This window comes from Devosia sp. GW821-FHT12F11 (genome assembly GCF_058806655.1).
Window position 1 is genome coordinate 233726 of record NZ_JBXAPX010000005.1, and the last position, 23615, is coordinate 257340.

Consider the following 23615-nt stretch of genomic DNA (forward strand, 5'->3'; position numbering starts at 1 on the left):
ACGACGCACAGGCGCATTCCGCCCAGGCGTTTTCGCGGCCAACCGGTGCACCCCGCCCGTGGACGAACTAACCTGTCGTGGCAGGTATCTGGCTGGCCGGCAGCACCGGCTATCACAGTTGCGGGGGCAGCGCCGGACTGGAGCAATTGCCCGCACCGGCTTCCCTATTATCACCCGTCCTTGCGAACCGGGCGACCACGACACACTAGATGTAGTGTGCCTGTTCGGGATTCGCGTCAATGGGTTGCGATGCAATTTCCGGTGAGGGCAGCCCTCACTATGATGTGCGGGGACGTAGAGATATCTCCTGCGGGCCCAGGCGGGGCTGTCGAGCGCGAACTGAGGGGGCGCTGTCACAGGTCCCCCCCCCAGCCCCGTGTCACCCGGCGCAGGCAGGCCGTTCGCCGATCAGGCGGTTGTCAGCCGCGCTGTGGTATCGCGCAGGGATGGAACCGAAGCTTTCATGGTGGGCGGTCCTTGCGGCCTTTTTTGTCCTCATGGTGATGGCGGCCAGCATCGGCGTCACGCTTGGGCTGCTCGTCTCCATGCCTCCACCATTGTGACCGTCAGCAGAGAGGCGCGTGAGCGCCCGACCTGTCAGCAAAACTAAAGGCGCCGGCCGCTAGAATGCGAACCCGTCTGCCGCGTTGGCGTCGCGGACGGGACCGGCAGGTGTCGTCGGCAATCGACGCCGGCCGCAATGGGCTTGGGGGCCTCGCAGCGGAAATGGATCGAGAACCGAGCGATCGGTGGTGGCTTTACGCCACCGTGTTCCTTGCGCTTGTCACCGGAGCGACAGCAGGGATGGTCGTCAGCATGATCTGGGCGGGGCTGTAGCAAGCGCCATGGAGCGCCGACGGGTGTCATCGCCGCGGCGCCCCTGTTCGCGCCACTTCATCCCGGCCTTCGTCCATAGGCGCCAGGTTACGACCGTGCCCACCCACCGGCTGTCATCCCTGCGAAAGCAGGGACCTCGCGGCGAGGGCTTTTGCCCTCGTCCGCCATCCATCCACCTGCGCGGGCTGTGGGTTGGGTCCCTGCTTTCGCAGGGATGACACCGAGTTTGGGGCGCTGCCGGGTGGCAAGTTCGCCGATGGGCGCTGCACAGGATCAGTAGGAATCCCCCAACCTGGCGCTAATGCGCCTGCGCCGGAGAGCCAGTCGCGTTGTGAGGCGCGGCTGCTGGCGACCTCACAGAATGTCCTCAGCCACGCCGATCGGCGACGCTTGACACGGCTACTTAGTGATACTATCTACCAGTAGTCAGTAACGCAGACTAGCATGAGGTCGCCCCGTGGGCAAACAGATGACGGAGATGCTGAAGGGAACGCTGGAGGGGATCGTCCTCGCCATCCTCTCGATGCGGGCCGCCTATGGCTACGAGATCACCGCCTGGTTGCGGGATCAGGGTTTTGCCGACATCGCCGAAGGCACCGTTTACGCGTTGCTGGTCCGCATCGAGCAGCGCGGCTTCGTCGATGTCGAGAAGGTGCCTTCCGAGAAGGGGCCGCCGCGCAAGGTGTACTCGCTGAACGCCGAGGGCCGCGAATATCTCGAAGAGTTCTGGAGGACCTGGAGCTTCCTCTCGGATCGTCTCAGCCAGCTCAACCAAGGAGACAAATGATGTCCATTGCCAAGCTCGCCGCCAAAGTGATCGGCGAAAAGAAGCGTTGGCGCGAGTACAAGGCGCGCGTCAAGAAACTGCCCGAGCCGTATCGCGGTGCGGTCGATGCGTTCGAGCGCTACCTGATGGTGGCGGGCGGGGTGGTAGAGGCCGACGCGGCAGCCTCGCTGTTCGAAAACCTCGCCGACCTGTTCGAACAGAGCGCCGCCAACCAGACGCCGATCCGCGACATCGTCGGGCAAGACCCGATCGAGTTCATCGAAGCCTTCATCCGCAACTATGCGGCAGGCGACTGGCGCGCCCGGGAACGGCAGCGGCTGATCAGCGCCATCGACAGCGCCGCCGGCGACAAGTCGTAACCAGCCAGAACGGAAGACAAAAATGCGAACCAATCAGGTTCTGAGCCCCGCAATCCATGTGCGGGGCCTGACGAAGTCTTACCAAAAACTCGAGGTGCTGCGTGGGGTGGATCTCGAGGTGGAGCGGGGCAGCATCTTTGCGCTGCTCGGCTCGAACGGCGCCGGCAAGACCACGCTGGTGAAGATACTCTCGACGCTGCTCAAGGCCGACGGAGGCACTGCCGCGGTCAACGGCTTCGATGTGGCAACGCGGGCGGCGCGGGTGCGCGATTGCATCAGCCTCACCGGGCAGTTCGCGGCGGTCGACGAAATCCTCAGCGGCCGCGAGAACCTCATGCTGGTGGCCCGGCTGCGGCACCTCAGGGATCCCGGCGGCGTTGCCGACAACCTGCTCCGCCGCTTCTCGCTGGCCGAGGCGGCGGGCCGGAAGGTCTCGACCTATTCGGGCGGTATGCGCCGGCGGCTCGACATCGCCATGAGCCTGATCGGCAATCCGCCGGTGATCTTCCTCGACGAGCCGACCACCGGGCTCGACCCCGAGGCGCGCCTCGAGGTGTGGCAGGCGATCAAGGAACTCGCCCGCAACGGCACCACGGTGCTGCTCACCACCCAGTATCTCGATGAGGCCGAGCAGCTCGCCGACCGCATCGCCATCCTGCACGAGGGCCGGATCCTCGTGAACGGCACGCTGGCCCAGCTGAAGAAACTGCTTCCGACCGCCACCATCGAGTACGTGGAAAAGCAACCCACGCTCGAGGATGTCTTCCTCGCCCTGGTCGGAACGGGCGCTCACCAGCACCCCGGCACCAACCGCGAAGGACAACTGCAATGACCACCCACCTTGTCGGCGATACCGTCATCCTCTTGGGCCGCTCGCTGCGCCACATCACCCGCAGCCTCGACACCATCATGACCACCACGATCATGCCGATCATGTTCATGCTGCTGTTCGTCTATGTGTTCGGCGGCGCCATCGACACCGGTACCGATTCCTATGTGAGCTACCTCTTGCCCGGCATCCTCCTGATCACCGTGGCCTCGGGCATCGCCTACACGGCGTTCCGGCTGTTCCTCGATATAAAGAGCGGCATTTTCGAGCGCTTCCAGTCGATGCCGATCGCCCGCTCGTCGGTGCTCTGGGCGCATGTCCTGACCTCGCTGGTCGCCAACATGATTTCGCTCGTCGTGGTGGTGCTGGTCGCCCTGTTGATGGGGTTTCGCTCGGGGGCAGGGGTGCTGGACTGGCTGGCGGTGGGCGGCATCCTGATGCTGTTCACCCTGGCCTTGACCTGGATCGCAGTGATCCCCGGCCTCACCGCCAAAACCCCTGACGGCGCCAGCGCCTTCTCCTATCCGCTGCTGTTCCTGCCCTTCGTCAGCTCGGCATTCGTTCCTACCGAGACCATGCCCGGCCCGGTGGGCGCCTTCGCCGAACACCAGCCGGTCACCTCGATCGTCAATGCCATCCGCGACTTGCTCACCCAGCAGCCGGTCGGCGCCGAGATCTGGATCGCGCTCGCCTGGTGCGTCGGCATCCTGGTCGTCGCGTATTTCTTCGCCATGGCGGCATTCCGCCGGAGGATCGCGTAGCGGGAGCACAAGTCTATCAGTCGGCGGCCCTCTCCCGCCTGCGGGCCCGAAAGGGGGAGGGAGGCCGACTGCGCCTTCAGCGCCCCAACAGCCTCCCGAGCGAGTTCGCAAGCGTGTCGATCCAACCCTCGTCGATCGGCCAGCCCAGGTGCTCGGCCGCCGCGAGCAGCGCACCGCCGACCGGCGGAAGGCGCGGCAGCGATGGCGGTCGACCGACCTGTTCGGTGACGGCCCGCTGGAGCGCCGGGCTCGCGAACAGTCCGCCGGCAAAGCTCCAGGCCATCGTCGGCGCAACGAGCCGTCGCTCGAGGGTGTGGACGTGCAGGGCAAGCTCCGTGGCCGCGGCATCGACGATGGCGCCGGCGGCCGGATCGCCGTGCTCGGCGAGAGCGAGGGCGAGCGGCGCCAGCGCTGCAATCTGCATCCTCGGCTCGGCGAGTCCCGCGGCCCAGCCCACCAGGTGATCCAGCTTGTCGCCGTGCCTGAAGCCGAGCAGGTCAAACACCTCGGCAACCAACCCGGTGGGCTCGGCGCGCTCGTCTATGGCCTTGCTGACCGCGCCCAGCACCTGCCTGCCGATCCAGTAGCCGCTGCCCTCGTCGCCGATCACATCGCCCCAGCCACCGGTGCGGTGCGACTGGCCCGCCCGGTCACGCGCCCAGGCCATCGAGCCGGTGCCGGCGAGGATCAGGATGCCCGGCCCACCGGCGAAAGCGCCGATATTGGCGGCATCGACATCGTTGAGCAGGCGCTGTGGCATCGCGCCGAACAGCTCGCCGATCGCCCGCTGCTGGGCCGCCGAAGCCGCCTCGACTTCACCATAGGCCGGCAAAGCCGCCGCGACGCCGGCCAAACCCGGAGCGCCGGCAAACGGCCGGGCCAGCTCGGCCAGCGCCTCGCGCCATCTCGGGCTTTCGAGGGGGCTCGTGCCGCGGCCCCGTTCCAGCTTGATCACCTGTCCGCCGCGGTCGGCGCTGGCGATAAGGGTCTTGCTGCCACCACCATCGATGCCAACGACAATCGCCCGCTCGTCAGAAACCTTCGCGGGCGAGTAAGAAGGACGAGGCATGACCGGTGTGTTCCAGCTGTTGATGTTCCGGCGGTCGGTGCCGCCGCCCTCGATGTGGAGCACAACCGCCGGTTTCTCGCCAGCGGGGGCTGTTACAGCTCGCCCCCACCACGGCATCACACCGGCGCGGGCCGGGCGCATCCCGAGGCCTCTCGGGTGGGCTGGCGGCCGGCTCTCCCTCCCGATCTATATGACTTCCCTATGCCAAGGCCGCTCCCTCCACATTGAAATCCTCATACCAGCAGGGCCAATTTTGCCACGTGCACGCCGGAAGCCACCGGCGTCAGCGACGAATTGGAGTTCGGACGATGTATGGAACTGGGTTCAGCCTCGGCGATGTGAAGCACGCTGGGCGCCGGCAGGAAGCTTAGGCGCGCCATGATATCCGCAGTCTGCCACGCGCATTACTCGACCTTTGCCCGGATCCACCACGCCTCCCGTGCGGAACTACCTGAGATCCGGAGCTTTGCCGCCGGCCTCGGGCAACCCGCGTTCAAGTTCGATTGGGCCGCCGCTCTCAGCGACCCGCACGTCGAGGTGATCCTCGCGTTCGAGGGCAGCATTCTGACCGGCGTGATCGCGGCTGCCGTCGAGCCCTCGCGGGCGACAGCCCGGCTGTTGTGGATCGGGGTCTCGCCCTCGGCCCGTCGCCGCGGCATCGGCCGGCTGCTCCTCGATTGCTATGCCGACGCCGCCCGGGCGCGCGGCGCCGAGTGGATCAGTGCCTCCGACGCCGAACCGTCGGTCGCCGCGTTGCTGCTGGCCATGGGTGGGCGCTGGCAGGCCGGCAACCTGGCCATTTCGACCGGGCAGGGGAGCGCTGCCTGGTCGCCGCAGCGTGCGTTGTCGGCAGCCCGCGGAGACAGCCCATGACCGGTCTGTCGAGGTCGAAGGCCTGGTTTGCCGGCCTGCCACCGCGCGACAAGGGGCTGTTGCTCATGCTCGCCATAGTGCTGCTGCCGCTGGCCGCCTTCGCCGTCGTGGTCTGCGGGATTTTGCCTCTGCTCGCCGCGTGAGGCGCACCAGGTTGGAACTCAACTGAGGAGTCGAAGATGGCTCACATTGCATCGAAGGCGTCAGAGGACGCCGCTTCCATCACCAGCGTCGGGCCGGCCTTGGCCTCCCCCTACGGCAGGGCGATTCTCGGCTACCTCGCCGCGCTCGCCATGACCGCCGTCGCGACGGCCCTCGCGGTTGGCGTAGAGCAGGTGGGGCCAATCCCCAACCTGTCGCTGGTGTTCGTTCTGCCGGTCGTCCTTGCGGGCGTGAGTTTCGGCTTCGGCCCCTCGCTCGCCGCGGCGGTGCTCGGCGCACTCGCCTTCAATTTCTTTCTCACCGAGCCACGCTTCTCGCTCGCCGTCGATGATCCCGCCAACATCTGGGCCATCGGGCTGCTGCTGTTGGTCGGGGGCATCGTCAGCGCGGTGGCGTTCACGTCGCAGCGCCGGGGCGCCAACGCAACGCTGCTGCGAAGCCAGGCGAGCGTGCTCAGGGACTATAGCCGCGAGGTGATGGCGGCCGACGGCTCCGAGGCCATCGCCTCGACTACAGCGAAGGCGCTGGCGGCGCTGTTTGAAGCTCCCGCCGCCGTTCTGCTGCTGGCCGGGGGCAAGGTGGTTTCGACCAGCAAGGTCGGCGCCGTCGATCTCCAGGCCGCCGACCTCGAGGCGGTTCGCGCGCTGGCTACCGGGGGAACCGGCTCGCGCGCCGGCGTCTATCCGGAACTGGCGTCACGCTTCGACTTCTGGCCGATCGGGCAGGGGGGCGGCCAGCAGGCCGTCATCGGGCTGGCGTTCGAGCCGGGCGAGCGCCCAGAGGCGCCGGAACGCGTCATCGACGTGGTTGCGGCGCTCATGGCGCTGGCGCTGCAACGCCAGCGCGGCGGGGGCGGAAGGTAAGAGGCCGCGAAGGGGGAGCCCCGAAGCGCTCCCCCTTCGCCGCCGGCTTGTCATCGTGCCGATACTGCAGTCGCCACGCCTCCGGCGTCGCATTCCTCGCGCGGGCAATGGCTCCGCCTCAGAGTTCATCGGCGGTTCCAAGCATGCGGATGACCCGCTCGATCCGCGCCTTCCAGCTGCGCAACTGCACGACGCTGTCGGCCGCTTCATCCCGCTCACGGCCTCGCAGGGCGGTGAGTTCCGCCTCGATCAGATCCAGCGAGCACTCCGCCTCGACTTTGGTCCACGGGTCGGGAGCGCCGGCCAGGCGGGCGGCCCTGGCCTCGCGCTCCAGCCGCTCGACATCGAGCTGCCAATCGAAGAGTTGGGTCGAGGCCTGTGCGGCAGGAGGTCGTACATCGATCTGCATCTGCCCCTCCTCAAGCTGCCTTGGCGAGGTCCAGCGCGGGGGCCTTGGGCCGCAGCGCCCGTGCTGCTGCAGGCGGGTCATCGTCGTCGTCTCGCCCCGGTGCCTGCAGCCAGGGTCGGCGACGCTGCGCCCGCTCGCGTTCGAGTTCGAGTTCGAGTTCGGAACTGTCGTATTCGTCTGATGGGTAAAATGCGCTGCTCATCGTGGTCCTCCCCTAAAGCGCCTCCCGGCATCGACCGGGAGGCTCAACAGAGCGCTGTGGCTCAAGCCGCGGACTTGAGATCCTGACCGATCTGCTTGGGCTCACCGGCTGGCTTGGCCTCAGCCGCACCGATAGCGATGCGCCGGGGCTTCAATTGCTCGGGAACCTCGCGGATCAGGTTGATCGACAGCAGCCCATTCTCCAGCGATGCGCCGGTCACCTTCACGTGGTCGGCCAGGCTGAACGACTGCTTGAAGCTCCGGTTAGCGATGCCGCGGTGCAGGAAGGCGTCTGCCCGGTCCTCGTCCTGCTTTTTCGCGCCGGACACCAGCAGGCTGTTGCCTTGCTGCGTCAGCTCGATCTCGTCGGCGGCAAAGCCGGCAACCGCCATGCTGATGCGGTATTCGTCGTCGCCGAGCTTCTCGATGTCGTAGGGAGGCCAGTCGGAACGGATGCCGCTGTCGAGCATGTCGAACAGGCGGTCGAAGCCGACGGTGGAACGATAGAGCGGTGTGAAGTCGAAGGTTCTCATAACCACATTCTCCTCAGAGCAACATAGGTACGAGGGACATGCCCGCCACAGCGGGCTACCCCACTGCGCCAGCCCCATTTCGGCGGCCGGCAGCATCGATTTAGGGAGCTACCTCGAGGTGTCAAGGGCTGCAAAAGCAGAAAATCGAGTGACTCTTGACCCGGCTAGAACCGCTTCCTACCTCGCGTTTGCGGTCAAACCGCATTGCTTGTTTCAGACGATCGGAGGAAGTGATGGGACACCGGCCCTTTTCCAAACCTGTATTCTTGAAGCTGCACCGTACCGGCAACTTCCAGGCGCGAAGCGCGTGGGAGGCGCTCGAGTATCTGGACCTGCATTGGGCACAAGCCCGTACGGCGCACTACCGTCAGGCGCGAGCGCTCTGCCAGTCGGCAGTAGACGGATTCGTCGAGGCGGAAACCGCCCGCAACGCGCTGGTCGACGCCGCGCAGCGTGCCGGACTCCTGGCCCACGGCTGGGACGTCGACGGAGTGGCCACCAACACCGTGTTCGTCGCCACCCGGCCGGCGCCCGCAATTGACGATGACGAGGACGAAGTCACCGATGTGGAACTCATCGGCTACAACCATCCCCGGGATATTCTGAAGGATCCGACGCTGGCCCCGAGCCGCAAGAAGAGGCTGCTGGCCTACTGGGGCTCGGATATCCACGCGGTCGCGGGCGCGCCGGCGCTTCGTTGCGTGCGCGGCATCAGTGTGACGATCGACGACATCCAGGCGGCGATGAACACGCTCGACGAGGAAATCGACGCCGCCGCCATGCCGACCCCGGCAGCCACACGAAACCGCCAGTTCTGATCGACTAGGTCGCGGCCCCGCCCCACGGCGGGGTCCGCTGCCGCGTTCAGCGCTGTGACCTGCCGGGCGCACGCTTGCTCGCTTGGTGCCACCCGGGCGGCGCGTCAGTCTTCGTCCGGGCCGTCCTCCAGCCACTGGTCGTATTCGCGTTCGCGGCGGTGCTGGTCGAGGGCGCGCAGGTAGTATTCCTCGTGCCGGCCGTCGGGGCGGCCAGCCTGCTCCCACAGGAAGTAGGCGGTCTTGCGTACCGCCTCGCGGAAGGCGTCGTCTTCGTACGGCGGCAGGCCTCGGCCGTCGGTCATTTTGGGCTCACGATTCATTTCGCCCTCAACGTCGCGCCGCGGGGGAGGTTGCATTCGTGCAACATCATGGCGCAGCGTTACGGCGTTGATACGAAAGTACCCTGCCGCGCCGGCATATCTGCCTTGAACAGAACGCAAATCGGCGCAACAGATGAGCCCTTCCTCTGGTTCTACCGGGCCGAGTCTGTCCGCCAATACTCTGGCGAGGGCAGGCCCAAAAAGCTTTATGTCTGGACCCATAAATTGAGCTCGAATGCTCCGCGCAGCGCCTATTCGCCTGGCGATGCAATGTCACACGTCGTCGCCGCACAGCAGGGTAAGGGGCTCACCACCCTGTGGCGCATCATGGTGTTGACCTGGCGCCACCCCTGGATGGTGATCATTACCATCCTCTCCTGCTTCATCTCGTCGGCGCTGCAGCTGTGGACGCCGGTGCTGCTGGGACAGGCGGTCGATCGCGCCGAGGGTGTGCTGGATGGCGGGGTGGGCGCTGCCGATGCGCTGTGGAGCATCGCGCTGATCCTGCTGGTGGTCTCGATCCTGCGCGGTCTGTTCACGATGTCGATGAACTATTTTGGCGAAGCGGTGGGCCATCACACGGCCTATGAGCTGCGCCTCGCGGTGTACGAGAAGATCCAGCGGCTGAGCTTTTCCTACCACGACCGGGTGCATACCGGTGACCTGATTACCGTGGGCATGCTCGATCTCGAGGGCGTGCGCATGTTCTTTGCCACGGGCCTCTTGCGCATCGTGCTGCTCGGCACGCTGATCGGCGTCGGCGCCTACATGCTGATCTCGACCGATTGGATCCTTGGCCTCCTGGCGCTGAGCTTTGCGCCGTTTGTCGGGGTCAACTCCTCGCTCACCCAGCTGAAGCTTCGCGCCACCTGGCTGACGCTGCAGGAGCGGCTGCAGGATCTTTCCCGCGTCATGGAAGAGAACCTCGGCGGTATCCGCGTGGTCCGCGCCTTTGCCGGCGCGCGGCACGAGATGAAGAAATACAACGAGGCCTCCGACCGGGCGCTGACGCTGACGCACAAGCGCGTCGATATCCGCGTCAATTCGACCTCGATCATGAACATCAGCTTCTTCGTCTCGATGGCGCTGGTGCTGTGGTATGGCGGCGAGCGTGTCATTTCCGGCGAAATGACCGTCGGCACGCTGGCGGCCTTCCTCACCTTCATGACCATCCTGCAGATGCCGGTGCGCCAGCTTGGCCTGCTCGTCAACTCGGTGGCCCGCGCCTCGACCTGCGGCAACCGGCTGTTCGCCTTCCTCGACCTCGAAATCGAGATCAAGGACGAGCCGGGCGCCAAGCCGCTGAAGCTTTCCGAAGGGACGCTGAAGTTCGAGAATGTCGATTTCGCCTATCCCTCGGCGCCGTTCCGTCCGGTGCTCCAGGGCATCTCGTTCGAGGGCAAAAAGGGCGAGACCATCGGCATCGTCGGCAAGCCCGGCTCGGGCAAATCGACCATCGCCCACCTGATCCCGCGCTTTTACGATGTGACCGGCGGGCGGGTGACCATCGATGGGCAGGATGTCCGGGCGCTGACCCTGGCAAGCCTCCGCCAGGCGGTGGCCGTGGTGCAGCAGGACTCGTTCCTGTTCACCACCAATATCGAGAACAACATCGCCTATGGCGATCCGTGGGCGAAGGGACCGCGCATCGCCAGCGCCTCGGAATACGCGCAGCTCCACAACTACATCATCGGGCTCCCGACCGGCTACGAGACCATCGTGGGCGAGCGCGGCGTGTCGCTGTCGGGCGGCCAGCGCCAGCGGCTGAACATCGCGCGCTCGCTGATGCTCAGGCCGGCCGTGATGGTGTTCGACGACAGCACCGCTGCAGTCGATGCCGGCACCGAACAGCGCATCCGCACGGCAATGAAGCGCTTCGCCAAGGACCGGGTGACGCTGATCATCTCGCACCGGCTCAGTTCGCTGATGCATGCCGACCAGATACTGTTCATCGACGAGGGCCGGATCGTCGAGCGCGGCACGCATGAGGAGCTTTTGGCGCTCGGCGGCCGCTACCGCGCCCTTTACGACCTCCAGGTGAAGCCTGGCGACGACCAGCTGGAGGCTGCCGAATGACCGAGGCAACGCTCAACACCGAAGACGACAGCGAAGACCGCAACCGCCGTCCGCCCCGCGCCGTGGTCGGCTCGAGCCTCGACCGCGAGGAAGAGGTGTTCGGCAAGGCCTATGATCCGAAGATCGTCCGCCGCATCTGGGCCTTCGTCAAACCCTACCGCAGGCAGATCTACCTGTCGGTCGCCGCCGTGCTGGTGTTCACCCTGACCCAGCTGGCCTTCCCGTTGGTGATCCGCTTTGCCATCGACAACGGCATGGCGCAGGGCGGGGGCGGCCGCTCGATCCTGCTCTGGTGCATCGTCGCCTTTGCCGGGCTGATCCTCATCAACTTCGCCTCGTCCTGGATCCAGGAGACGGTGGTCGGCAAGGCGGCCGAGAACGTGCTGTTCGACATGCGCCGCGCCATGTTCGCGCATCTGCAGCGCGTGTCGCTCAGCTGGATGGACAAGACCGAAGTCGGCCGGCTGATGTCGCGCCTGATGGGCGACGTGAACTCCATGCAGGAGTTCCTTGAAACGTCAGTGCTTTCGGTCGGCGATATCGTGCTGTTGTTCGGCATTGTGGGCGTGCTGCTGTGGCTCGATCCGATGCTCGGGCTGATCACCATGGCGACCATGCCGATCCTGTTCATCGTGCGCCTGTTCTGGCTGCCGCCGGCCAAGGTCAGCTTCATGGCGGCGCACCACACCAACTCGGCCGCCAATGGCGCGCTCGCCGAGGGCATCAACGGCGTGCGCACGGTGCAGAGCCTCGATCGGCAGCAGGTCAATTTCGACCTCTACGAGGAAAAGGCCCGCGCCAACCTCCGGGCGCACCTGCGCGCCGCCAAGTTCGCCCAGGTGATGGTGCCGATCGTCGATACGCTCACCGGCATTTCGATGGCCACGGTGATCGTGGTCGGCGGCCAGATGGTCTTGGGCCGCGAGCTCGATATCGGCGTCATGGTGGCGTTCCTGTTCTACATCCAGCGCTTCTTCGATCCGATCCGCTCGCTCACCATGCAGTATTCGGTGTTCCAGCGCGCCATGTCGTCGGGCACCCGCATCGTCGAAGTGCTCGATGTGCCGGTCAGCATCGAGGACAAGCCGGATGCCTTCCCGCTGACCGCAGGGATGGATGGCTCGGTCGAGTTCAAGGATGTCACCTTCGGCTACCGCAAGGGCCAGCCGGTGCTGAAGCATGTCAGCTTCCGGGTCAACCCGGGCGAGACGGTCGCCATTGTCGGCCCCACCGGCTCGGGCAAATCGAGCTGCATGTCGCTGGTGCACCGCTTCTACGATGTGTGGGAGGGCTCGGTGACGGTGGGCGGGCACGACGTGCGCGACGTCACCCAGGATTCCCTCGGCGAGCAGGTGGCGATGGTGCTGCAGGAGCCGTTCCTGTTCACCGGCTCGGTAATCGAGAACATCCGCTACAACAAGGAAACCGCCACCCGCGAGCAGGTGATCGATGCGGCCAAGGCCGTGGGTGCGCATGATTTCATCATGTCGCTGGCCGATGGCTACGACACGCGGCTCGAGCAGCGCGGCGGCAACCTGTCGCTGGGGCAACGGCAGCTGATCAGCTTTGCCCGGGCGCTGGTGGCGGATGCCAAGATCCTCGTGCTCGACGAGGCGACGGCCAATATCGACAGCTATACCGAAATGCTGATCCAGAAGGCGCTGAAGCGGCTGCTCGAAGGCCGCACCGGCCTCGTCATCGCCCACCGCCTCGCCACCATCCGCGGCGCCGACCGTATCATTGTGCTGCAGAACGGCGAGCTGCTGGAGAGCGGCAACCACGAGCAACTGATGGAAAAGCAGGGGCTCTATTCGCGGCTCTACACCATGAACTATTCGAGCTTCGACGACCTGCCGGAGAATGCGGAGGATAATGCCGCGGCCGGGGTGGGGAAGGCGACCTGACATCGGGCGGTGTTTGGGGGCCCCACCCCCTCCCAGCCTCCCCCATCAAGGGGGAGGTGCCGTTCAGCGCTTGGGGCACGATCCAGCCAATTCCACCGGCCTGACACCTCCCCCTTGATGGGGGAGGCCGGGAGGGGGTGGGCCATAGGCGTGATAGCGGGGGTGCCGAACCTTACTCCACCACCACCAGCATCGGCCCATAACCGCCGTGCCAGGACATATCGTTCCGGCCGAGCTCCGGGTCGTACAACCCTACGCCGCGTCCGCCATCGAGGAACAGCGCGTTGGCGCAGCCGAGGCTGTCGCGGAACAGGCGAGCGAAGTCGTGGAAGTTCACGCCGCCATCGCTGACGGCGACGACCACCTCGCCCCCGCTGCAGACGCCGACGCCGCTGCGCCGGGTGCGGTCGGTGGAGCCGGGGATCAGGGCAGGGTGGAGTTCGCCTCCAATCACCAGCATTGGCCCTGACTGTGTCGCCAGCCGCGGCTCGGGCGCGGCGGCGAGGTAGTCTTCGGTGGGGACGATCGCCGCCGTCTCGCCGGTGATGAAGAACACGCCATTGGGCTTCTTGTAGAAGTTGGGGATCGGCTTCGTCCCCGGCGCCGGCTCGCTGGTGTTCAGCTTCACCAGCTTCTCGCCACCCTCGACATAGAGGCCGATGGGGCGGAAATCGGTGTCGTACATGCCGGCATTGACGGCGAATTGCAGCGTGCGGCCGTCGGCCGCGAGCGCCGTGGCCAGCGCATCGAAGCGCCGATAGGGGAGGTTATCGGCATCGCGCCAGTGGAGCTCGATCTCGGCGGGAGCGGCGCGGCACACGGTGTAGCGGGCGCCCTCGAACTCGGTGGGCGCGCAACGCGCTTCGGCCGGGACGGCGTGAGCGAGCGGAGCGCCGAGCAGCCAGCCAAGGGCGAGTGCGGCAAGGGGGAGTGAATCACGCGGGGTCATCGGCGGACTGTTGCGGCGTGACGGGCGCCGCGCAAGCACAACACGTCTATTTGGGGATGGCGTTACCGCGCCCGCTCCGTTCCTATGCCTCGAAAAACTCGAGGAGATTCGCGATGTCCCAGCTGCCCGACCACAAACTCAACGACGGCACCACGCTTCCGGCGGTCGGCCTCGGCACCTATGCGCTGCGCGGCATTCCCGGGGCCGAGGGCATGGCGGAAGCACTGCGCGAGGGTTATCGGCTGCTCGATTCCGCCGTGAACTATGAGAACGAGGGCGCCGTCGGCAAAGCCGTGCGGATGTCCGGCGTGCCGCGCGAGGAAATCCGCGTGACCTCAAAACTCCCCGGCCGGCATCACAAGAAGCCGAACGTCACCTGGGCGATCGAGGAATCGGTGCTGCGCAGTGGCCTCGACTATCTCGATCTCTACCTGATCCACTGGCCCAACCCGAGCCAGCAGTTGTTCGTCGAGGCCTGGGAGGGGATGATCGAAGCGCGCGAACGCGGACTGGTCCGCTCGATCGGCGTGTCGAACTTCCTGCCCGAGCATCTCGACCAGTTGATCCAAAAGACCGGCGTTACCCCGAGCGTCAACCAGGTCGAGCTGCACCCCTATTTCAACCAACCCGAGCAGCGCGCCGCCGACAAGGCGCGGGGCATCCTCACCCAGGCCTGGACGCCGATCGGCAAGGGCACAGGCCTTCTCGCCGAGCCGGCGGTGGTCGCGGCTGCCACCAAGCACAGCCGCACCCCGGCGCAGGTGGTGTTGCGCTGGCACCTGCAGCTCGGCGTATTGCCGATCCCCAAATCGGCTACTCCGTCGCGCCGCCGCGAGAACCTCGAGCTGAGCGGTTTTGAGCTCGACAATGCCGACATGGCCGCAATCAACGCGCTGGCCCGTCCCGATGGCCGGCTGTTCGACGGCGATCCGCGCACGCATGAGGAGTTCTGAGGGGCGTAAGTCGAATGCGCCCTGCATTACCTAGAGTATGACGCGATTTCTGCAGTGTTCACCCTGATCGGGAAGTGATTAGCTCGGCACTATTGCTGCCGCGCTGTCGCGGCTGGGGCTAACCCCGGGGACATCGATGAACTGGCTGGTCAAACACCTGGCGACGATGCTGTTTGTCTTCGGCCCCGTCCTGGCTGGCTCGGCCGCGGCCCTTGCGGCGCCGGCCGGCTCGGCGGTGGGGGTCGATCCGGCGGCCGAAATCAATTCGACCGGCGGGCTGCGCACCCTGGTGGTGGGCGAGGATGGGTTCCTCGGCGACCTGATCCGCACCAGCACGGGCGGTTCGGCGCAGATCCTGTTCGAAGACGGCACCAAGCTGGTGGTCGGGCCCGGCTCGACCCTCAAGATCGAGGATTACCTGCTGCGCGCCGATGGTTCGGCCGGCAAGATGGTGATCGGGGCGCTGGCCGGTACGTTCCGCTTCGCCACCGGCAACGCCGCCAAGGATCGCTACAGCATCAAGACCCCGAGCGGCACCATCGGCATCCGCGGCACCGAGTTCGACCTGGTGGTCGATGGCCCGAAATCGACGCGCGTGCTGATGTATTCGGGCAGCACCGAGCTCTGCACCAAGGCAGGCGCCTGCTCGGAGATTTCCGGGACCTGCGAACTGGGCGAGATGACGCGCGACGGCGCCGGCTCACTGGGGCTTTCCAACGCCCTCGACCGTGCCGCCCGCAAGGAGCTGCGCGGCCTGTTCGTCTATGGCGCCACGCAGCAGCCGCTGGCCGGCGCCTTCCGCATGAAGCAGGCGGCGAGTTGCCTGCTCTCGCCGCTGCCGTTCAGCCCGGGCTTCTTCAAGGCCCTCGACAAGCAGGCGCCGGCGGGCAAGCCGGCGCAGGTGGTGGCCGGTGGCCCCGACGCGCCTACCCCGAACGGGGTGGTGGCGCCGACGCCGACGACGCCCGCGCCGAGCAGTTCGCCGCCCATGTCGGAGGGCAGCGGTGGCGATTGCGCCGGCAACAGCGACCACAACCCGGGCAACTCGCAGAACTGCAACAAGTAGCGGGCATGGCGCCCGGTTGTTGCCGGGCCCCCAGTCACTCGTCGGATGCGCGTCAGTGCCGCGGTCATCGCTGATTTGCAGTGGCTCGGGTGAGCAGAAGCCCGGCGGCTGCGCCGCCGGTCAGGCTCAGGTCCGGTGCGGCGCCACGATGCCGGAGCGGCGCCGGTCGGCAAGTAGCTCGAGCAGGCGAAACAGGTTGATGGGCAGCAGGACGGCCTCCATCAGCACCAGCGGATAGCTCTGGGTCAGCAGGCCATAGGCGAGGAAGGCGAGGCTGCTGAAGATGGCTGCGCTGCGCAGCGGGATCAGGTGTTTTGCGCCATAGGTGAGAATGGTGAAGGCGGTGCCGGCGTAGCCGACGGCTTCGATCCAATCGAACTGCATGATCGTTGCTCCTGTCAGCGCAGCCGTGCCATGCGGGGCAGGCGACGGCGCGGTGGCCGGTTGGACCCGGAGCTGGTTCCGCTGCCCGCGAACAGCAGGTAATCGGCCCGCATCCAGAGCAGGTTGCAGAGCACCAGCACGGCTGGCCCGATCCAGTTGCCGGTCTCGAGCCCGCGCCACAGTCCAAGCACTGCCGCGGCCACGGCGGGGAAGCGTCCGACCAGCACCGTCGTGCGAAACGGATCGGGCCAACCCGCTGGCCAGAGCGGTACGGAAGCGGGGTCGAGCACCGCGCTGCCGAGCTTGCCGAAGACGGTCAGCAGCCCGGAGAACAGCGCCAGCAGGGGTTGGCCGAGCAGGAGCAGGCTGATTGCCAGGGCGACTGCGCCAGCGGCGGAAAGCAGGTCGGCAAGCCGGTTGAGGCGGGCATCCGGCGGTCCGCCACCGCGCCACGCCCGGTGGTACATTTCGCCTGACACGAGGAAGATGAGCGTGGCAATGGTCAGCGCCAAAGTGGCGGGGCTGCCCACGAAGTAGGCGACGACAATATCGGCGCCCGATCGGCCCGATGCAGCGGTTACGGCAAACTGCAGCGCAAGGCCGCTGCAAAGCCCGATGAGGTTGCCGACGTTGTAGTAGCCGCCCGGTCCATTGAGGCGGGTCAGGATTTCCGCCGTCACGCGGCGTGACGCCGGATCGCGCCGGGCGGGCGCGGCATTGAGGGTAGTGGTCATTTGCTCCTCCATGCTCCGGGATTGGAGCGAGAGGAGGCTAGGCCAGGCGCCGACCGGACAAATCGGTGTGCCCGCCCAGCGCGGCGTGAGGCGGCCACCGGTGTTTGGAAAGCCCGCTACCCAGATTTGGCGGCGGGAAGGGGGCTCTACCCCTGATTGACACCGTGGCTGGGCTTGTTTTGGGTGCCGAGGCTAAGCGGCGGCGCTATCGGTGGTTTCCAGCAGCCAGGGTTCGCTGCGCAGGCGAAGCATGACTTCCATGCGGTTGGCCGAGCTGAACTTGCCGAGTACCGCGGAAACCTGGTGCTCGATGGTGCGCGGCGAGCGCGACAGCTGGCGGGCGATGTCCTTGTTGCTGCGTCCCTCGGCAATCAGCCGCAGCACCTGCAGCTCGCTCTGCGTCAGCCCCAGCGGATGCTGGCGGGCCACGGCGTAGGGACCACGGCGGGCGCGGGGCAGCCAGCCGGCAAGTCCGAGGCGTTGCGCCATGCGGCGCCCGAGCGCTGCGGCGGCCCGCGCCTCGATGTCTTCGAGCGCGGTCACCGCCTGGCCCAGGGCGATCCCGGCGCCATCGCCCGTGACCAGCAGCAGGGCCACGCCCGCCTCATAGGGCAGGCCGATACGGGACCATTCTGCCGCCGCGGCTGCCGCGTCGCCGGCCAACTCCAGCGCCCAGGGGCGGGGAATGTCGACAAGCTCGAGCGGGACATCGCCGGGCATGCGACAGCGCTGCCACCATGCGGCGAACTCGCCCACATCCCACGGCCTGAGGCCGCCGAGATCGATGTCCAGCAGGGCGTTGAGCTGGCGCTGCGCGGCGTCGAGGTCTCCGGCCAGCCATTCCGCCTCGGCCAGCGCCAGGCGGACCGGGACGATGCGCTGTGGCTCGCCGGTGGGCAGGGCTTCGGCCAGCGCCTGGTCGAGCGCTTCGCGAGCCCCGGCATGGCCCATGCGGCTGCTGACGCGGCCCAGCACCGTCAGCGCCGGCAGATGCATGACCACCGGCAGGCGCTCCATGGCGATGACGCCGCGGGCAATGGTCTCGGCCTCGCGTAGCCGGCCCTGTTCCATCCGCAGGTGCGCCAGGCGGCCGAGCAGATACTGGTTGGGCGCATCGAGATCGAAGCGGGCCGCAAAGGCGATGCCTTCGGAGAGCAGCCGCTCGGCCAGTTCGAACTGCTTACTCACCACGGCATACTCGGAAAAGTTCGTGTAGGCCCGGGCGGCGTGGTCATGAAAGCCGTGCTGCAGCGCCAGCGACAGGCTTTCCTCCATCACCTCGCGGCCACCCGGCCGGGCGCTGAACAGCAGCGCCGTGCCGACATTGTTGAGCGCGTGCACGCGCGTTTCCACCACGTGCAGCTCGTCGGCCAGCTTGATGGCGCGGTTGCCCCACTCGATAGCCTCGTTGAAGCGGTAATGCAGCATGTGCAGCTGCGAACGGCTTGAATAGGCCATGGCAAGTTCGGGGGTGGCGCCGGTGCCCTCGACTTCGTTCACCGCCAGCTCGGAATAGGTCCGTGCCTCCTTGCCCTCGCCGCGGCGCCAGTGGAGGCGCGACAGCAGCCGGTAGTTGAGGCTGACCTTGGCGCGGTTGCCCAGGTCGCGCCAGATGGCGATGGCGCGATGGTGGCTGGCGATGATCGCGTCATAGTCGAACAGGCCGAGGCTGGCTTCATAGGCCCAACTCTCATGCAGCTGCGCCGCCACCGCCGGGTCGGCGTTGCCGACATAGGCGAGCGCAGTGGAAAGGTAGGAGGCGGCCTGCTGGTGCGCGCCCAGCCGCGAGGCCTGCCGGGCGGCGCTCGGGGCAAGTTCGAGCACCTTGGCGCCGTTCTCGGCGCCGGCAGCATGGTGCACCCGGCGCGCCAGTTGCGCCATGCCGTCCTGGCCGGGCAGGCTGGCGAGCGCCGCCTCGACCTTGCGGTGCATGGAGCGCTGCAGGCTGGTCGAAAGCCGGTCGAGCGTCGCCTGCCGCGCCAGTTCGTGGCGGAACGAGATGTCGCCGCCGACTTCGCGCCGCAGGAGGCCGCGGGCCACCGCCATGTCGACCAGATCCTCGGCTTCGGGCCCGAACAGCGCCTTGATCAACCGCAGCTCCATGTTGCCAGGCACGATGCTCATCATTTCGAGCACCTCGCGCTCGCCGGGGGTCAGTCGGGCGAGCCGCGACCACACGGCGTCGCGGATGGAATCGGGCACCGAGCCGGCATCGCCACTGGCGGCGGCCAGCAGCTCGGTGACGAAAAACGGATTGCCGGCGGTGACCCGGTAGAGGTCGTCGCTGCCGCGGCCGGCTTCCTCGGCCAGCTCCTGCACGGCAGCGGGCGACAGCGGCGGCAGCTTTATGCGCGTTACCGCCGCGGCCGGCAGGTCGCCCAGTACGTAGGCCAGCGGATGGGTGGGGCCGATCTCATCGCTGCGCGCGCTGAGCACCACCAGGGTGTTGAGCAGCGAGATGCGCCGGCCGAGATAGCGCACCAGATCGAGCGTGGCATTGTCGGCCCAATGCACATCCTCGAAGATCAGCACCAGCGGCGCGTCCTGGTCCTGCAGCCGGTTGAGCAGCGCGGGGAACAGCCGGTCGGGCGGCGCCGACTGCTCGAGCAGTACGGCAAGCCCCGGTCCGAGCGCCCGGTTCATGTCGTGCAGCGGGCCGAGCGGGCGGGGCGTAAACAGCGCCTCGCACCAGCCCCAGGCGATGTCGCTGTCGGTATCGTGGGCAATGGCGAATTGCTGCAGCAGAGCGGTCTTGCCGATCCCCGCCTCGCCTTCGATCAGCACCGTTCCTCCGCGGCCGGATGAGGCACGTTCCCAAACCGCGTGCAGCACATCCAACGGCGCGCTGCGTTCGAGCAGTTTCTGCATTTGCCGCCGCACCCCCGTTCGACTGCCAAGTTGCGAACCAGAACTATGTTGTCAATGCGGCGCGGCGCGCTCAAACCATTGCGATCTGGTGACATAAAGACTGGCTCCAGCAAATCACCGGTGCTTGCGATTCGTACAAACGCCGGAAACTTTCGCCAAAACGTTTGTGCTAATTGCAATATTGGCCGCGCCGGCGCGGCATCGTAAGCTGGCTGACCGGACAATCTCGGGGGCGAAGCATGCGTGTGCAGTCGATCGACGAGGTTCAGGCGACCATCTTCCGAGAGGTACTCGGTTTCGAGGAATTGCCGTTCCTCGCCCTGGCCGCGTCGGCCAATGTCGGTGTCGGCTTGCCCTCGGCGGCGGCGCGTTTCGTTGATCCGCTGCTGCTCAACCCGCTGACGGCGCATCCGTCGGCGGAGACGGCACGGCTGCAGCAGGATGTGGCGCTCGGCATGGCGCCGGGCAGCGGCAGCGGCGACGTGAGGCTGGCGGTGCTGGTCCAGAGCCGGGAGGTGCTGGCCAGCGCGGCGGTGGAGCAGATCCGGCGCATCGCCAGCGATGAATGCGATGTGGTGTTCATCGGGCGGCAGGAGCCGTTCTGGACCAAGGCGCGGCAGCGCCCGATGAAGATGGGCGCCAGCATCGCTCCAGCTCCCTACGACAAGCGCGGCACCACCGGCTTTTTCGCGCGCAATGCGGCGGGCAAGGTGGTGGTAGTTTCCAATAATCACGTGCTGGCAGGGGTCAACCAGTTCCCGATCGGCACGCGCATCCTGCAGCAGGCGAGCAAGGACGGTGGCACCGACCCGGCCGATGCGGTGGGGACGCTCAGCAACTACATTCCGATCCAGTTCGGCGCCGTCGCCAACGCGGTCGATGCCGCCTGCGCCGAACTCGACGACGGCGTGCCGTTCGACCACAGCACCATCTATGGCACGGCCGAGCCGCCGACCGGCGTCGGCACGGTGGATTTTTCCGCCATCGGCGAGCCGGAACTGGGGCTGGAGGTGCTGAAGACCGGCATGACCACCGGGCACACCGAGGGCCGTGTGCTGGCCGTCAACGTCAACAACTATGCCGTGACGATGACGCCGGGCAATGTAGCGCGCTTCGATGGGCAGATCGTGTTCACGGCCCGCGCCGGTTCGGCGACGCCGTTTTCGCGCCGCGGCGACAGCGGCTCGCTGATCTGCGGCAGCGGCGGCTCTCCGGTGGCGTTGCTGTTTGCCGGCTCGGAGACCGGCGGGGAGGGCGGCCTCGGCACCACCGGCGGCTGTCCGATTGCGGCAGTGCTGGCCCAGCTTGGTCTGAGCTTTCTATAGCATGGCGGAACGCGCCATACCCGATGCCACCGCCATCCAGCGGCAGTTCGAAGCCCAGTTCGCCGCCGACCCCAACGTGGTGGGGATCGGGCTGGGCGCCAACGCTGCGGCCGATGGACCCGCGATTAGCGTACTGGTGGCGGAACCACCCGCGGCCGGGGCCTTGCCCGAGCGTTTCGGCGGCCTCGAAGTGGTGGTGATCGTGGTGGGACAGATCCAGCCGCATTAGGGCGCAGCGCGACGGCCGTCCGCCGTGTGCATGGGGGTAAGCGCCCAGCTACCTATCCCCGCCCCCCTCAAAAATTGGGTAGCCGGCATCCGCAGCTTGGGTGCCCGCCCCGATTTGCCCGACCCCGCCGCCATGTAGCGTCCCCTCACTCAGCAACGAGCGAGCAGGGACGAAATGCGCGAGATCGATACACGAGGGGACGGATCCTACGTTCGCTTTCGCCTCGACGCCGGCGATCTGCCGATGGGCGCAGTGCGGCAGGCGGGCAGCCAGGCGGAGCGCGCCCTGCAACTGGCAAAGATGCTGCTGGCCGCCAACGGGGCGGCCAAGGGCGGCGCCGTCGACCTGATGGTCGATGCCCGGGCCTCCAGCGACGTTACCGGTGGCAGTACCGTCTATCTGCGTCAATCGCACCAGGGAATCCCGATCTACGGCGCCAGCCAGCTGGTGGGCTTTGGCCCCGGCGACCTGGCAGACGGCACGCAGGCGCGGCTGGCTCCGGTGGTCGCCACGCCATCATCGGAGATCAAGGTTACGGCGGAACGGGCGATCGGGATCGCGCTTCACGCCATCGTGGATGAGGCGGCCGGCAACCCGGCGACGGGAGCAGACGCAGCGCTCCTGCTGGTCGGAACATTTGAGGCCTTGCCTGAGCACCCCTCGGTGTTTGTCATCGGCACAATCGAGGAGCGTATCCGCGCGCACCTGGTGTGGTTCCCGGCCGCCAAGGGACTGACCCTCGCATGGCAGCTCGACATTGCCCTCGAGAGCCGGGGCGAGGCGTATCGCCTGCTGATCGCCACCGGCGACGGTGAAATCCTCTATGCCACGACGGTGCATAGCGGCCTCGTGCAGAGCGGGCAGGTCTATGCGCTCAACCCGCTCTCGGCCCGAGCTGAGACGGTGTTTCCGCTGCCGCAGGCGAGCTACCCGATCGATGCCGTCTCGATCGAGGCCGCACCGCTGAAGGCCTGGGCCGCCGGCGACAGCACCATCGGCTACAGCGTCGAGGCGTTCGACGCCGATACCAAGCTCTCCCTCAAGGGTTCCGCCTCGCCGGACGGACTGACATTCGCGCCGGCCGACCCGGTCGGCCAGGATCAGCGGATACTCAATGCCTTTTATGCCGCGGCTATGATGCACGACTTCATGGGGCTCCTCGGCTTTGGTCCGGCGGACGGCAGCTACGAAGCGGGTGCGCAGTTCGGCGGCCTCGACAGCAAACCGACGCGGGTCGCCGTCAGTTCGGCGCCGGTGTTCAGCACGGCGAACTGGTGGCAGGGAACGATCCGGCTCGGGCCCCACTCGTCGGGTCGCCACACGGCCCTCGATGCCACGGTGGTGACGCACGAATATACGCACGGCGTTTCCAACCGGCTGATCGGTGGCGGTCTCGACGATGCCCCGCTGGTGGAAGCGCAGAGCCGCGGCATGGCCGAGGGCTGGAGCGATTATTTTGCCTGCGCGCTGACCGGACAGACCACCATCGGAGCCTGGCTTTCGGGCAACCCCGCCAACGGTCTCCGCCGCTTTGCCTATGACGGGAACTTCCCCGTCGCAGCGGCGAATTTCGGGATACTGGCATCGCTCTCGGTCTATCAGATCGGCGAGCTCTGGTGCGCGCTGCTGTGCGAGATCACGCGGCAGCTGGGACCGCGCACCGCACCGGCTTTGATCCTCGATGGGATGAAGGGATTGCTCGCCAATCCCAACCTCATCGAGGGTCGCGACAACTTGCTCCTCAAGATAGATCGCCGGGCCGCGGCCCAAACGATCTCCCCGTCCGAAGCCTCTCGCTGGAAGGCCGCCGTCTGGCAGGCCGCAGCGAAGTTCGGGTTGGGGGCAGGAGCCAAGTCAAACGGGACATCGATAACCGGAGCAACGGCGGACACTCACGTCCCGTCCTGACTTTCGTCCGCCTCCATCAAGACCATAGGAGCTATCGAATGAGTAACGAAAAGTTTTCTGGTGCAGGTTGTTGATACGACGTTCGTGCCGGACCTCGACTCCGTGCGCGAATTCACCAAGCAGCTCGGGGCAAAACTGAAGGCCAACCCCGCGCTCAAGGCGAAATTCGCCACCGATCCGCGCTCGGTCCTCAACGACCTGGGGGTGTCGCTGGATCTGCAGCGCGAGATCATCAAGGACTCGGGGATCGGCGGCCTCGAAGAGGCCCTCGATCCGACCTGCTACGTCAGCTGCATCGTCACCGGCTGCGTGATCACCATCTTCCTGTAACGAAACCCGGCAGCCAATTTCGGTCGGATACGCCGCCGACCGAAATTGGTTCTCCGGCCTTCGGCTAT

Annotated in this window: 25 protein-coding genes and 1 riboswitch; of the genes, 16 read left to right on the plus strand and 9 right to left on the minus strand. The window is 66.7% G+C overall.

Features of this window, described 5'->3' with window-relative positions; genetic code table 11:
- Positions 1-62: 62 nt before the first annotated feature.
- A riboswitch (cobalamin riboswitch) is annotated at positions 63-215 on the minus strand.
- Positions 216-1294: 1079 nt separating this feature from the next.
- Genes AC1ROK_RS16605 through AC1ROK_RS16620 form a run of 4 tightly spaced genes read left to right on the plus strand, consistent with a single transcriptional unit; the run spans position 1295 to position 3573 of the window.
- Positions 1295-1624 (plus strand): PadR family transcriptional regulator, encoded by a 330-nt coding sequence (locus AC1ROK_RS16605; protein WP_056001597.1) that lies wholly within the window; start codon positions 1295-1297, stop codon positions 1622-1624.
- On the plus strand, positions 1624-1983 hold the full coding sequence (locus AC1ROK_RS16610) for a DUF1048 domain-containing protein (RefSeq protein WP_492848861.1): 360 nt from the start codon (positions 1624-1626) through the stop codon (positions 1981-1983). Before AC1ROK_RS16605 ends, AC1ROK_RS16610 begins: the two co-directional genes overlap by 1 nt.
- A 22-nt stretch (positions 1984-2005) precedes the next feature.
- Positions 2006-2815 carry an ABC transporter ATP-binding protein gene (locus tag AC1ROK_RS16615; RefSeq protein ID WP_492848862.1) on the plus strand — a complete coding sequence of 270 codons (810 nt, stop codon included), beginning with the start codon at positions 2006-2008 and terminating at the stop codon, positions 2813-2815.
- Positions 2812-3573 carry an ABC transporter permease gene (locus tag AC1ROK_RS16620; RefSeq protein ID WP_492848865.1) on the plus strand — a complete coding sequence of 254 codons (762 nt, stop codon included), beginning with the start codon at positions 2812-2814 and terminating at the stop codon, positions 3571-3573. The genes AC1ROK_RS16615 and AC1ROK_RS16620 overlap by 4 nt, the downstream gene beginning before the upstream one ends.
- A 76-nt stretch (positions 3574-3649) precedes the next feature.
- Here AC1ROK_RS16620 and AC1ROK_RS16625 read toward each other — a convergent pair whose 3' ends face one another.
- The gene (locus tag AC1ROK_RS16625; protein WP_492848867.1) at positions 3650-4642 is read right to left on the minus strand and encodes an N-acetylglucosamine kinase; all 993 of its coding nucleotides are present in this window, start codon (positions 4640-4642) and stop codon (positions 3650-3652) included.
- A gap of 378 nt (positions 4643-5020) precedes the next feature.
- Between AC1ROK_RS16625 and AC1ROK_RS16630 the strand changes: the two genes are divergently transcribed.
- Genes AC1ROK_RS16630 through AC1ROK_RS16640 form a run of 3 tightly spaced genes read left to right on the plus strand, consistent with a single transcriptional unit; the run spans position 5021 to position 6540 of the window.
- Positions 5021-5515, plus strand: a complete 495-nt coding sequence (locus tag AC1ROK_RS16630; RefSeq protein ID WP_492848869.1) for a GNAT family N-acetyltransferase — start codon at positions 5021-5023, stop codon at positions 5513-5515.
- Positions 5512-5658, plus strand: coding sequence for a hypothetical protein (locus AC1ROK_RS16635; protein ID WP_492848871.1), 147 nt, complete (start codon positions 5512-5514; stop codon positions 5656-5658). Before AC1ROK_RS16630 ends, AC1ROK_RS16635 begins: the two co-directional genes overlap by 4 nt.
- A 36-nt stretch (positions 5659-5694) precedes the next feature.
- The gene (locus AC1ROK_RS16640; RefSeq protein ID WP_492848873.1) at positions 5695-6540 is read left to right on the plus strand and encodes a DUF4118 domain-containing protein; all 846 of its coding nucleotides are present in this window, start codon (positions 5695-5697) and stop codon (positions 6538-6540) included.
- Positions 6541-6658: 118 nt separating this feature from the next.
- On the opposite strand, the gene AC1ROK_RS16645 is transcribed toward AC1ROK_RS16640, so the two are convergent.
- From AC1ROK_RS16645 to AC1ROK_RS16655, 3 genes are all read right to left on the minus strand, one after another.
- The gene (locus tag AC1ROK_RS16645) at positions 6659-6949 is read right to left on the minus strand and encodes a hypothetical protein (protein WP_492848875.1); all 291 of its coding nucleotides are present in this window, start codon (positions 6947-6949) and stop codon (positions 6659-6661) included.
- 10 nt (positions 6950-6959) lie between these two features.
- The gene (locus AC1ROK_RS16650) at positions 6960-7151 is read right to left on the minus strand and encodes a hypothetical protein (RefSeq protein ID WP_492848878.1); all 192 of its coding nucleotides are present in this window, start codon (positions 7149-7151) and stop codon (positions 6960-6962) included.
- A 61-nt stretch (positions 7152-7212) separates the two neighbouring features.
- On the minus strand, positions 7213-7683 hold the full coding sequence (locus AC1ROK_RS16655) for an Hsp20 family protein (protein WP_492848880.1): 471 nt from the start codon (positions 7681-7683) through the stop codon (positions 7213-7215).
- Positions 7684-7916: 233 nt separating this feature from the next.
- Between AC1ROK_RS16655 and AC1ROK_RS16660 the strand changes: the two genes are divergently transcribed.
- The gene (locus AC1ROK_RS16660) at positions 7917-8501 is read left to right on the plus strand and encodes a DUF982 domain-containing protein (RefSeq protein WP_492848882.1); all 585 of its coding nucleotides are present in this window, start codon (positions 7917-7919) and stop codon (positions 8499-8501) included.
- Positions 8502-8605: 104 nt separating this feature from the next.
- On the opposite strand, the gene AC1ROK_RS16665 is transcribed toward AC1ROK_RS16660, so the two are convergent.
- The gene (locus AC1ROK_RS16665) at positions 8606-8803 is read right to left on the minus strand and encodes a DUF2934 domain-containing protein (RefSeq protein ID WP_492848883.1); all 198 of its coding nucleotides are present in this window, start codon (positions 8801-8803) and stop codon (positions 8606-8608) included.
- 288 nt (positions 8804-9091) lie between these two features.
- Here AC1ROK_RS16665 and AC1ROK_RS16670 point away from each other — a divergent pair, with 288 nt between their 5' ends.
- Positions 9092-10897 (plus strand): ABC transporter ATP-binding protein, encoded by a 1806-nt coding sequence (locus tag AC1ROK_RS16670; protein WP_492848885.1) that lies wholly within the window; start codon positions 9092-9094, stop codon positions 10895-10897.
- Entirely contained in the window at positions 10894-12801 is a 1908-nt protein-coding gene (locus AC1ROK_RS16675; protein WP_492848887.1) for an ABC transporter ATP-binding protein, read from the plus strand. Before AC1ROK_RS16670 ends, AC1ROK_RS16675 begins: the two co-directional genes overlap by 4 nt.
- A 172-nt stretch (positions 12802-12973) precedes the next feature.
- Here the strand turns inward: AC1ROK_RS16675 and AC1ROK_RS16680 are convergent, their stop codons facing one another.
- Positions 12974-13750: a phosphodiester glycosidase family protein gene (locus AC1ROK_RS16680; RefSeq protein ID WP_492848889.1), complete on the minus strand. Its 777-nt coding sequence runs from the start codon at positions 13748-13750 to the stop codon at positions 12974-12976.
- Between the two features lie 113 nt (positions 13751-13863).
- Here AC1ROK_RS16680 and AC1ROK_RS16685 point away from each other — a divergent pair, with 113 nt between their 5' ends.
- Both AC1ROK_RS16685 and AC1ROK_RS16690 read left to right on the plus strand, forming a co-directional pair.
- The gene (locus AC1ROK_RS16685) at positions 13864-14703 is read left to right on the plus strand and encodes an aldo/keto reductase (protein WP_492848891.1); all 840 of its coding nucleotides are present in this window, start codon (positions 13864-13866) and stop codon (positions 14701-14703) included.
- Positions 14704-14839: 136 nt separating this feature from the next.
- Positions 14840-15769, plus strand: coding sequence for a FecR family protein (locus AC1ROK_RS16690; RefSeq protein ID WP_492848893.1), 930 nt, complete (start codon positions 14840-14842; stop codon positions 15767-15769).
- Between the two features lie 126 nt (positions 15770-15895).
- Here AC1ROK_RS16690 and AC1ROK_RS16695 read toward each other — a convergent pair whose 3' ends face one another.
- The 3 genes from AC1ROK_RS16695 to AC1ROK_RS16705 all read right to left on the minus strand — a co-directional run bounded on the left by AC1ROK_RS16695 (position 15896) and on the right by AC1ROK_RS16705 (position 19755).
- The gene (locus AC1ROK_RS16695; protein ID WP_492848895.1) at positions 15896-16153 is read right to left on the minus strand and encodes a YgjV family protein; all 258 of its coding nucleotides are present in this window, start codon (positions 16151-16153) and stop codon (positions 15896-15898) included.
- 14 nt (positions 16154-16167) lie between these two features.
- Positions 16168-16887, minus strand: coding sequence for a hypothetical protein (locus AC1ROK_RS16700; protein WP_492848898.1), 720 nt, complete (start codon positions 16885-16887; stop codon positions 16168-16170).
- Positions 16888-17079: 192 nt separating this feature from the next.
- Entirely contained in the window at positions 17080-19755 is a 2676-nt protein-coding gene (locus tag AC1ROK_RS16705) for an ATP-binding protein (protein ID WP_492848900.1), read from the minus strand.
- A gap of 239 nt (positions 19756-19994) precedes the next feature.
- Between AC1ROK_RS16705 and AC1ROK_RS16710 the strand changes: the two genes are divergently transcribed.
- The 4 genes from AC1ROK_RS16710 to AC1ROK_RS16725 all read left to right on the plus strand — a co-directional run bounded on the left by AC1ROK_RS16710 (position 19995) and on the right by AC1ROK_RS16725 (position 23547).
- Positions 19995-21080, plus strand: coding sequence for a hypothetical protein (locus AC1ROK_RS16710; protein ID WP_492848902.1), 1086 nt, complete (start codon positions 19995-19997; stop codon positions 21078-21080).
- Position 21081: 1 nt separating this feature from the next.
- The gene (locus AC1ROK_RS16715; protein ID WP_492848904.1) at positions 21082-21309 is read left to right on the plus strand and encodes a hypothetical protein; all 228 of its coding nucleotides are present in this window, start codon (positions 21082-21084) and stop codon (positions 21307-21309) included.
- A gap of 174 nt (positions 21310-21483) precedes the next feature.
- On the plus strand, positions 21484-23217 hold the full coding sequence (locus tag AC1ROK_RS16720; protein WP_492848906.1) for a M36 family metallopeptidase: 1734 nt from the start codon (positions 21484-21486) through the stop codon (positions 23215-23217).
- A 60-nt stretch (positions 23218-23277) separates the two neighbouring features.
- Entirely contained in the window at positions 23278-23547 is a 270-nt protein-coding gene (locus AC1ROK_RS16725) for a hypothetical protein (RefSeq protein WP_492848908.1), read from the plus strand.
- The last annotated feature ends 68 nt before the right edge of the window (positions 23548-23615 follow it).